Source organism: Saccharomonospora iraqiensis subsp. paurometabolica YIM 90007 (genome assembly GCF_000231035.2).
Classification (GTDB): Bacteria; Actinomycetota; Actinomycetes; order Mycobacteriales; family Pseudonocardiaceae; genus Saccharomonospora; species Saccharomonospora paurometabolica.
The window spans coordinates 108669-119261 of sequence record NZ_KI912258.1; the positions used below are offsets into that span (position 1 = coordinate 108669).

A 10593-nucleotide genomic window follows, 5' to 3' on the forward strand; every position below is an offset into this window, starting at 1 on the left:
CGGGACCGGGCGGGGGAGGTGGCGTGCGGGCGCCGCCGGGCCCCGTGGCGGCGTCCCGGTCCGTGCCGCGGGTTCCGGGGAGACACGGCGGGCGGGCCACCGGTCCCCTCCCGTTCGGTCCGGGTGTTGACGAATCGCTCACTCACCGTTCACCGGATGCCGGTTGTCGACAGCCGGTTCCGGTGACCCGCTGTCGTGTTCTTGAGTGAGATGTGACACCGCGACGAGGCGGTGGGATCGTCGAGTAGGAGGCATGAGCGAGCGATGTTGGACACCGAACGGCCGGAGACCTGGCGCGGCGCCTTCCGCATCGAACTGCGCGCCGAGGCCATCGGCCTGGCCGGGCGCGGCTGGCCGGTGCTGCCCGGGACCTACCCGGGGCACGCCGAGGGGGAGGAGTCCGACTGGACCCGGCCCACTCCCGCGCACGCCGACTGGCGCGAACGGCTCGGTGCGCACCCGCGGCAGGTCGCCGCGTGGTGGACCGGACGCCCCTACAGTCTGCTCGTCGCCACCGGCACGGTGGTGGACGCGGTCGAGGTCGACCACCGGATCGGGCGGCGTGCGGCGGGTCTGCTCCGTGCGACGGGACATCCCGCGCCGATCGTGGCGACCCCGGACGGGCGATGGCTGTTCCTCACCACGGTCGCGGACGACGTCCCGGCCGAGCTCGCCGGACACCCGGGTGTCGAGCGGCACGGTGCGGGCAGCTGGGTCCCGCTGCCGCCGACACCGTTCCGGCACGGGGTGGTGCACTGGCGGGTGAAGCCGGACATCTGGGGGTGGCGCCTCCCGCGCGCCGCCACGGTGCACGACGTGCTCGTCCGTGCGCTGCCCGGCGCAGATCCCGACTCCGCACCGACGGGCGCGCGGGGGACTCGCGCCGACCGGCGGACGGTGCCGTCGCGAGTGGGCACTCAGGACGCGGTGAGCGCGGGCTCCCCGGCCTGAGCGGGTCCGCCGTCGGCACCGTCGGTCGCCGTGTCGGTCGCCGTGCCGGGCCCGTTGCCGAGCGCGGAGAGCACGGTGTCCAGCACCGCGACGGCCGCGGCCTTGTCCAGCGGTTCGTTGCCGTTGCCGCACTTGGGTGATTGAACGCAGGACGGGCAACCCGCCGGGCACTCGCAGGCGACGACGGCCTCCCGCGTCGCGGCCAACCAGGCCCCGAGCGCGTCGAAACCGCGGTCGGCGAACCCCGCGCCCCCGGGATGGCCGTCGTGGACGAACACGGTCGGCTTCCCGGTGTCGGCGTGGACCGCGGTGGACACGCCGCCGATGTCGGCCCGGTCGCAGCTCGCGAACAGCGGAAGCAGGCCGATCGCCGCGTGCTCGGCCGCATGCAGGGCGCCGGGGACGCGCGCCGGTTCCAGTCCGGCGCCCTCCGGCGCCCTGCCCGGTCCCGGACACAGCAGGTCCTCGTCCACCGTGTACCAGACCGCGCGGGTCCGGAGTTCCTGCTCGGGCAGGTCGAGCGGAACGTGGTCGAGCACCTCGCCCGAGGGCAGGCGGCGCAGGTAGCCGACCACGCGGGAACTGACGGCGACCTCGCCCAGATGCACCGTCACGCCGCCGTGGTCCACACTGCGCTCGGTGCGCAGCACGGTGATGTCGATGACCTCGCGGGCGGAGGTGTTCCACTCGGGATCCTCGGCGTGCACCAGGGCCAGTCCCTGATCGAGGTCGAGCTCGTCGACCACGTAGGACGCACCCCGGTGCAGGTACACCGCACCCGGGTGCACGGTGCCGCACGCCGCCGCCGCGTCGACCGTGCCGAGCAGGCGGGAGGTGTCGGACTCCACGACGGCGACCTGGTCGCCGCCGCTGCCCCGGAGGTCCACGGCGTGGTGCGGGCGCTCCCGGTCGGTCCAGTACCAGCCGCTCCGCCTGCGGCGCAGCAGCCGGTCCGCGACCAGGTCGTCCAGTACCGCCCGGGCCGCGGCGCCGCCGAACTCGTCCAGCTCCCGGGCCGTCAGCGCCCGCTCCGCCGCGGCGCAGGCCAGGTGCGGGCCCAGTACGTAGGGGTTGGTGGGGTCGAGCACCGCCGCCTCCACCGGGCGGTCCAGCAGGGCGTCCGGATGGTGCACCAGGTAGGTGTCCAGCGGGTCGTCGCGGGCCACGAAGACCACCAGCGCGTCGTCGCCCGATCGGCCGGCCCGGCCGGACTGCTGCCAGAACGAGGCCAGCGTGCCCGGGTATCCGGCCAGCACCACCGCGTCCAGCCCGGAGATGTCCACCCCGAGTTCGAGCGCGTTGGTGGTGGCCACCCCGAGCAACCGTCCGGACAGCAGTGCCGACTCCAGCTCCCGGCGTTCCTCCGGCAGATACCCCGCGCGGTAGGCGGCGACCAGCCCACGCAGTTCCGGGTCGGTCTCGGCGAGGATGCGCTCGGCGCCGAGCGCGGTGAGTTCGGCGCCACGGCGGGACCGGACGAACGCGAGTGTGCGGGCCTTCTCGATCACCAGCTCGGCGAGGATCCGCGCGGCCTCCGCCCCCGCCGACCGGCGCACCGGTGCCTCGTTCTCCCCGGCCTGCCCGTCGAGCAGCGGCGGCTCCCACAGCGCCACCGTGCGGGCGCCCCGCGGGGAGCCGTCCCCGGTCACGGCCACGCAGTCCGCGCCGACCAGCCGGGACGCGAACGCGGCGGGCTCGGCGGTCGTGGCCGAGGCGAGCACGAACACCGGATCGGCGCCGTAGTACCGCGCGATCCGGCGCAGTCTGCGCAGCAGCAGGGCGACGTGCGAACCGAACACCCCCCGATAGCCGTGGCACTCGTCCACCACCACGTAGGACAGTCCGCGGAAGAACCGCGCCCACCGGGCGTGGGCGGGCAGCACACCCTTGTGCAGCATGTCCGGATTGCTGAACACCCAGCGCGCGTGGTCCCGTACCCAGCGGCGTTCCGACTGCGGGGTGTCCCCGTCGTAGGCGGCGGGCCGCGGGTCGTGCGCCTCCGTGCCGAGGTCCGTCCCGGCCACCGAGCGGAGCTGGTCGGCCCCGAGGGCCTTGGTCGGTGCGAGGTACAGCGCGGTGGCCTTCGGGTCGGTGGCCAGCGTGGACAGCACCGGGAGTTGGTAGGCCGCCGACTTGCCGGACGCGGTGCCGGTGGCGACCACCACGTTCCGGCCCGACCGGGCCAGCGAGGCGGCCTCGGCCTGGTGCGTCCACAACCGCGGGACCCCGCGGGCGGTGAGTGCCCGGACGACGCCGTCCGGTGCCCACTCCGGCCAGTCGGCGAAGCGGGGCTCGCGTGCCTCGAGGTCGGCGACGTGCGTGACCGGGTGGCGCTCGCGGGGGATGCCCGCGGTGGTCCGGCCGAGCAGCCGCCGCGCGTCGCGGTCCCGGTCGAACTCCGCTGGTTCCGTCGTCGTCATCCGTCGCGCCCTCCCGGCCGTCCCGGCCGCGGCTGCCTGCCCGTTCCGCACGCTCATCGTGCACCAGTGCCGGACACCGTCCACACCGGCACCGGCGTCCACATCGTCATGTCGACTTGTCGCCCCGCACCCGTCGAGGGTCCCACATCCGGTCGCGTGACGATCGACACATCGAGTGAGTGAGCGGACTCACATGGTGTTTCTTCCGGTGCGAGATGGGTCACCTTGCCCGTGATCGGCGCAGTACCAATAGACTCCGCCGGAACACACCGTTAGTGGTGTAGATCCCAATGTCGGCTGCAGCACAGTGGACACGCACCGCTGGCGGCGTCGACAACAGGCGACGTTTCAGGAGGACGAATGTCCCGGCACATTCTCGCGGAGAGTACGGCGGAACTCTCCGGGAGTGACTACGGCATCGTGGCCGTGGTCGCCGTGATCGCCCTTGCCGCGGTGGTCATCGGTGTTCTCCTGCTCAAGGAGGTCCTGGCCGCGGGGCAGGGCACCGAGAAGATGCAGGAGATCGCCCGGGCCGTGCAGGAAGGTGCGGCCGCCTACCTCAACAGACAACGGAAGACCCTCGCCGTCTTCGGCGTGGTCGTGTTCTTCCTGTTGTTCGCGCTGCCCGCGGAGGACTGGGGCGAGCGCATCGGCCGCTCGGTGTTCTTCCTGCTCGGCGCGGCGTTCTCCTTCTTCATCGGCTACCTGGGCATGTGGCTGGCCACCAGGGCCAACGTGCGGGTGGCCGCGGCGGCCCGGGAGAACGGCGGCCGGGAGAAGGCGATGCGCCTGGCCTTCCGTACCGGCGGTGTCGTCGGCATGTTCACGGTGGGCCTGGGACTGTTCGGTGCCTCGGTCGTCGTCCTCGTCTACACCGGCCAGGCCCCGAAGGTCCTGGAGGGCTTCGGCTTCGGCGCCGCGCTCATCGCGATGTTCATGCGTGTCGGTGGCGGCATCTTCACCAAGGCCGCCGACGTGGGCGCCGACCTGGTCGGCAAGGTCGAGCAGAACATCCCCGAGGACGACCCGCGCAACGCGGCCACGATCGCGGACAACGTCGGCGACAACGTCGGTGACTGCGCGGGGATGGCCGCCGACCTCTTCGAGTCCTACGCGGTCACGCTGGTGGCCGCGCTGATCCTGGGCAGCGCCGCCTTCGGTGCGGCCGGGGACGGGCTGGTCTTCCCGCTGATCATCCCGGCCATCGGTGTGATCACCGCCGTCATCGGCATCTACATCACCCGGGCCCGTGCGGGCGAGGGCGGGCTGACCACGATCAACCGCTCGTTCTACATCTCCGCCGCCATCTCGGCGGCGCTCTCGGCGATCGCGGCGTTCACGCTGCTTCCCGGCTCGTTCGCCGACCCCGACGCCGGCGGCAGCCCGGCGGTGGTCGCGACGTTCTCGGTGATCATCGGTATCGCACTGGCCGGGGTCATCCTCTGGCTGACCGGCTACTACACCGGCACGGAGAACAAGCCGGTCCGGGACGTCGGCAAGACCTCGGAGACGGGGCCGGCCACGGTGATCCTGTCCGGCATCTCGGTCGGCTTCGAGTCGGCGGTGTTCACCGCGCTCGTCGTCGGGGCCGCCGTGTTCGGCGCGTACCTGCTCGGCGGCGGGGTCGCCCTGTTCGCCGTCGCGCTCGCCGGTACCGGCCTGCTCACCACGGTGGGCGTGATCGTCGCGATGGACACCTTCGGCCCGGTGGCCGACAACGCCCAGGGCATCGCCGAGATGTCCGGGGACCTGACCGAGGGTGAGGGCGAGCAGATCCTCACCGAGCTGGACGCCGTCGGCAACACCACCAAGGCGATCACCAAGGGCATCGCCATCTCCACGGCGGTGCTCGCCGCGACCGCGCTGTTCGGCTCCTACTCGGCGGCCATCAACGAGGCGCTGGCCGACGCCGGGGCCACGGCCCAGGACCTCGGCGAGTCCTTCGTCAGCTCGATCATCGCGCCGAACACGCTGGTCGGCGTGATCATCGGCGCCGCCGTGGTGTTCCTGTTCTCCGGACTGGCGATCAGCGCGGTGTCCCGCGCCGCGGGTGCCGTGGTCTACGAGGTGCGGCGCCAGTTCCGGGACATCCCCGGGATCATGGACGGCACCACCCGCCCCGAGTACGGCCGGGTGGTCGACATCGTCACCCGCGACTCGCTGCGCGAACTGGCCACACCCGGCCTGCTCGCGGTGTTCGCCCCGATCGCCGTGGGCTTCGGTCTCGGCACCGGGGCGCTGGCGGGCTACCTCGGCGGGGCGATCGCGACCGGCATGCTGATGGCGGTCTTCCTGGCGAACTCGGGTGGCGCCTGGGACAACTCGAAGAAGCTCGTCGAGGACGGCCACCACGGAGGCAAGAACTCCGAGGCACACTCCGCCACGGTCATCGGGGACACCGTCGGTGATCCGTTCAAGGACACCGCGGGCCCGGCGATCAACCCGCTGTTGAAGGTCATGAACCTGGTCTCGCTGCTGATCGCACCGGCGATCGTGTACCTCACCGTCGGTGAGTACGCCTCGCTGGGCGCCAGGCTGGCGATCGCGCTCGTCTCGGTGCTGATCATCGTGGCGGCGATCGTGGTGTCCAAGCGGCGGGCCTCGGTGATGACCGACAACCCGGCGGCACAGGAGTCGTCCGGCGCGAACTCCTGATCCCACGACCGAGCGACCGGGACCGGGCCGGGCGTGGCGGCTTTCCTGCCGTCCGCGCCCGGCCCGTCTCATCTGATCGTGTGAGGTCGAGGTCCCGCACGTCGGGGCGGACGTCCGGACGCCGTCAGTACAGTGCGGGGAGATCCGCGGTCAGGCCCGGTCGCTCGTGAGGAGGTATGGCGTGCGCCCGTTCGGAGGCAGGTTCGCCCTCGCGGTCCTCGGCGCGACCACGGGAGTGCTCGTCGCCGGATGTGGTGAACCGGCCGGGGCGCCGTCCCCGTCCTCGACAGAGCCCTCCGTGCCCGGCTCGGCCGCTCCGCGGCCCGGCCCGGTGAGTGGCTCGACGGTGAACTGGGTCAACGACTACTGCGGCGCGGTCACCGAGGTCGTGCAGGCGGTCTCGGACATGCCGACGATCGACCCGAGCACGACACGGAGCATCGAACGGACGTCGAGCGAGATGCTGCGGGCGGTCGTCGGGGGCCTCGACCGCGCCCTCGACCGGCTGGAATCGCTGGACCCGGCGCCGTCCGAGGGTGCCGAACAGGTCCGTGCGCGGGCGGTGACGACCTACACCGGGATCCGGGACGAGGCGGTGAGCGCCCGGTCCGAGCTCGACGCGGCCGACGGCGTGCGGGCCAGTCGGGACGCGCTCAGCCGGGTGAACGCGCCGATGGACGAGATCGGGGAGCTCGACCTGCTCGAGGGATTCGACTCGGTGCCGCGACTCGGCCGGGCCGGTGCACACGCCCCCGCGTGCCGCGACCTCACCGAGGGCGGTCCGGAACCCCGGATCGATGTGCCGGACACCGCGGGAAACACCGACGGCGGGCGGTGACCCCGACCGCGGGACCGGACGCTCCGGGAACAACCACCGCCGTCCCGGTCGTTTCCGGGAGCACAACCGGGGAACACCGGGAGGTCGGGAGCCGCCGGAATCATCGGACACTCCGTGTGTTCGTCCGGTTACGCAGTGGCCCCGGACGGCGATCGCCGGGCGTGGCGTGCTAGGTGTGAGAAGGGGTCCGGGTGCCGACGGCACGGATGTCACCTGCGGCGACGGCCGCGGTCGGCGCACCCCGGTGCGGACGGATGCGTGGCGTGTCGGAGTACCTGAGCGGACGGGACGTCGTCGCGGCGTGCACACTGGCGGATCGAACAACGAGTCGGGAACGAGCGAGAGAGCGGACGAAGCGTGGCTGGATCGACACGGACGAAACGAACCGTGGCGCGGGAGGACTCCCCGTCCGACGACCGCGCGACGGAGGACGCGGGCGGCAACGGCCGGCGCCGCCTGGTGATCGTCGAGTCGCCGACCAAGGCCCGCAAGATCGCTCCGTATCTCGGCAGCGGGTACGTCGTCGAGTCGTCCCGCGGGCACGTCCGGGACCTCCCCCGCGGTGCCGCCGACGTCCCCGCCAAGTACAAGGGCGAGCCCTGGGCCCGGCTCGGGGTGGACGTCGACAACGGCTTCGAGCCGCTCTACGTGGTCTCGCCGGACAAGAAGTCCACCATCACCGAACTGAAGGGGCTGCTCGCCGACGTCGACGAGCTCTATCTCGCCACCGACCCCGACCGCGAGGGCGAGGCGATCGCGTGGCACCTGCTCGAAGCGCTGCGGCCGAAGGTCCCGGTGCGGCGCATGGTGTTCCACGAGGTCACCGAGCAGGCCATCCGTTCGGCCGCGGAGAGCACCCGGGAACTCGATTCCGACCTGGTCGACGCCCAGGAGACCCGGCGCATTCTGGACCGGCTGTACGGCTACGAGGTCTCGCCGGTGCTGTGGAAGAAGGTCATGCCGAAGCTGTCGGCGGGCCGGGTGCAGTCGGTGGCCACGCGGATCGTCGTGGAGCGCGAGCGGGAGCGCATGCGGTTCACCTCGGCGTCCTACTGGGACATCTCGGCGACGATGGACGCGGGTGCGGACGCGTCCCCGCGGACCTTCCCGGCCCGGCTGACCACCGTGGACGGTGCACGGTTGGCCACGGGCCGCGACTTCGGCCCGGACGGGCAGCTCAAACAGGGCTCGGCCGACGTGCGGGTGCTCGACGAGGCGGAGGCGACCCGGCTCGCCGAGACGCTGGCGGGCCGCGAACTCGCCGTCTCCAGCGTCGAGGAGAAGCCCTACACCCGGCGGCCGTACGCGCCGTTCATGACCTCGACCCTGCAGCAGGAGGCGGGCCGCAAGCTGCGGTTCTCGTCGGAGCGCACCATGCGCATCGCGCAGCGGCTCTACGAGAACGGCTACATCACCTACATGCGGACGGACTCGACGACGCTGTCCGAGGCGGCGCTGACGGCCGCGCGGACCCAGGCGACCGAGCTGTACGGCGCGGACCACGTCTCGGACAAGCCGCGGCAGTACAACCGCAAGGTGAAGAACGCCCAGGAGGCGCACGAGGCGATCCGCCCGGCGGGCGAGGTGTTCGCGACACCCGGTGCGGTGGCGAACGAACTGGAGACCGACTCCTTCCGGCTCTACGAGCTGATCTGGCAGCGCACCATCGCCTCGCAGATGGCCGACGCCAAGGGCACCACGATGTCGGTGCGCATCACCGGCACCGCCGCCGGCGGGGAGGAGTGCGTGTTCTCCGCCTCCGGCCGCACGATCACCTTCCCCGGGTTCCTGCGGGCCTACGTCGAGTCCGTCGACGCCGAGGCGGGCGGCGAGGCCGACGACAAGCAGAGCAGGTTGCCGCACCTGTCGACCGGCCTGCCGATGACGGCGACGGCGCTCAACCCCGATGCGCACGCCACCTCGCCCCCGGCCCGCTACAGCGAACCGGCCCTGGTGAGCAAGCTGGAGGAGCTGGGCATCGGCAGGCCGTCGACCTACGCCTCGATCATCAACACGATCCAGGACCGCGGCTACGTGTGGAAGAAGGGCTCCGCGCTGGTGCCGTCCTGGGTGGCGTTCTCCGTGGTGGGGCTGCTGGAACGGCACTTCGAGCGGCTCGTGGACTACGACTTCACCGCCGCGATGGAGGACGAGCTCGACCGGATCGCCTCCGGGGACGAACAGCGCACCGACTGGCTCTCCCGCTTCTACTTCGGCGGGGATCTGGGTGCGGACGGTTCGATCGGCCGGCTCGGCGGGTTGAAGAAGCTGGTCGGCTCGGGGGTCGAGGACATCGACGCCCGTGAGATCAACTCAATCCCGATGTTCACCGACGACGAGGGGCGTCAGGTGGTCGTCCGGGTCGGCCGGTACGGCCCGTACCTGGAGCGCCCGGACGGCGAGGGCGGCTCCCGGCGGGCGAACCTGCCGGACGACCTGCCGCCGGACGAGTTGACCGTCGAGGTGGCCGAGAAGCTGTTCGCCACTCCGCAGGAGGGCCGGACGCTGGGCACCGACCCGGAGACGGGGCACGAGATCGTGGCCAAGGAGGGCCGGTTCGGGCCGTACGTCACCGAGGTGCTGCCCGAGCCGGAGGAACCGGCCGAGGGGAAGCGGACGGCGAAGGCGAAGAAGCCGAAGCCGCGAACGGCGTCGCTGTTCAAGTCGATGTCGATCGAGTCGATGACGCTCGACGACGCGCTGAAGCTGTTGTCCCTGCCCCGCGTGGTGGGCACCGACCCGGAGAGCGGGGAGGAGATCACCGCGCAGAACGGCCGGTACGGGCCGTACCTGAAGAAGGGCACGGATTCGCGCTCGCTCAACAGCGAGGAGCAGATCTTCGACATCACGGTGGACGAGGCGCTGAAGCTGTACGCCGAGCCGAAGCGCCGCGGCAGGCAGGCCGCGCCGAAACCGCCGCTCAAGGAGATGGGCGAGGACCCGGAGTCCGGCAAGCCGATGACGGTCAAGGACGGCCGGTTCGGGCCGTACGTCACCGACGGCGAGTACAACGCGTCGCTGCGTCGCTCGGACAGCGTCGAGGACCTGACCACGGAACGGGCCGCGGAGCTGCTCGCCGAGAAGCGGGCCAAGGGGCCCGCGCCGAAGAAGGGCACGAAGAAGAAGTCGACGACCGCGTCGTCGGAGACGTCCTCGACCGGCTCGAAGTCGACCGCCGCCAAGTCGACCGCCGCCAAGTCGACCGCCGCCAAGTCGACCGCGTCGAAGTCGACCGCCAAGTCGACCGCGTCGAAGTCGACCGCCAAGTCGACGGGGTCCAAGTCGACGGGGTCGAAGTCGACGGGGTCGAAGTCGACGGGGTCGAAGTCGGCCGGTTCGAAGAGCACGGCGTCGAAGTCGACGACCTCGAAGTCCGGGTCCGCCTCGTCGCGGTCCGCGGCGACGTCCCGTGCCGGGTCGACCGGCTCCGGAGACTGACCCGCGCGTCCACCCGCGCCGATCGCGATCAGTGACGACGACGGTGCACCGATGACGGATGGCGTGCGCCGTGACGGTCGCTACGCTGGGATGCACCGACCGTGACCGGTCGGACCGCATCCGGTGGTGCGACCGCGTGAGACGGGACAGACGCGCGAGGAGGACGTGTGGTGGACGCGGACGGTACGCAGGCGCCCGAGCCGTCGCGGTCGTTCACCGACCCGGCGCCCGGCCCCGCCTCCCGGCAGGACGCGGCGGCGTCCGGGCCCGGTGATGCGGAGATCGCGCGGC

5 protein-coding genes are annotated in these 10593 nt (G+C 72.0%); 4 read left to right on the top strand and 1 reads right to left on the bottom strand.

What is annotated here, in order from left to right; translation table 11 throughout:
• The first annotated feature begins 264 nt into the window (after nucleotides 1–264).
• Complete coding sequence (locus tag SACPADRAFT_RS0219780; RefSeq protein ID WP_007025074.1) at nucleotides 265–951, top strand: bifunctional DNA primase/polymerase; 687 nt, start codon at nucleotides 265–267, stop codon at nucleotides 949–951.
• On the opposite strand, the gene SACPADRAFT_RS0219785 is transcribed toward SACPADRAFT_RS0219780, so the two are convergent.
• Nucleotides 918–3371 (bottom strand): DEAD/DEAH box helicase, encoded by a 2454-nt coding sequence (locus tag SACPADRAFT_RS0219785; protein ID WP_007025073.1) that lies wholly within the window; start codon nucleotides 3369–3371, stop codon nucleotides 918–920. The two genes, SACPADRAFT_RS0219780 and SACPADRAFT_RS0219785, sit on opposite strands and share 34 nt — an antisense overlap.
• A gap of 360 nt (nucleotides 3372–3731) precedes the next feature.
• Here SACPADRAFT_RS0219785 and SACPADRAFT_RS0219790 point away from each other — a divergent pair, with 360 nt between their 5' ends.
• The 3 genes from SACPADRAFT_RS0219790 (at nucleotide 3732) to topA (ending at nucleotide 10302) form a co-directional block, all read left to right on the top strand.
• Nucleotides 3732–6026, top strand: a complete 2295-nt coding sequence (locus SACPADRAFT_RS0219790; RefSeq protein WP_007025072.1) for a sodium-translocating pyrophosphatase — start codon at nucleotides 3732–3734, stop codon at nucleotides 6024–6026.
• A 181-nt stretch (nucleotides 6027–6207) separates the two neighbouring features.
• Nucleotides 6208–6864, top strand: a complete 657-nt coding sequence (locus SACPADRAFT_RS0219795) for a hypothetical protein (protein WP_007025071.1) — start codon at nucleotides 6208–6210, stop codon at nucleotides 6862–6864.
• 387 nt (nucleotides 6865–7251) lie between these two features.
• Nucleotides 7252–10302: a type I DNA topoisomerase gene (gene topA, locus SACPADRAFT_RS28885; protein WP_007025070.1), complete on the top strand. Its 3051-nt coding sequence runs from the start codon at nucleotides 7252–7254 to the stop codon at nucleotides 10300–10302.
• Nucleotides 10303–10593 lie beyond the last annotated feature (291 nt).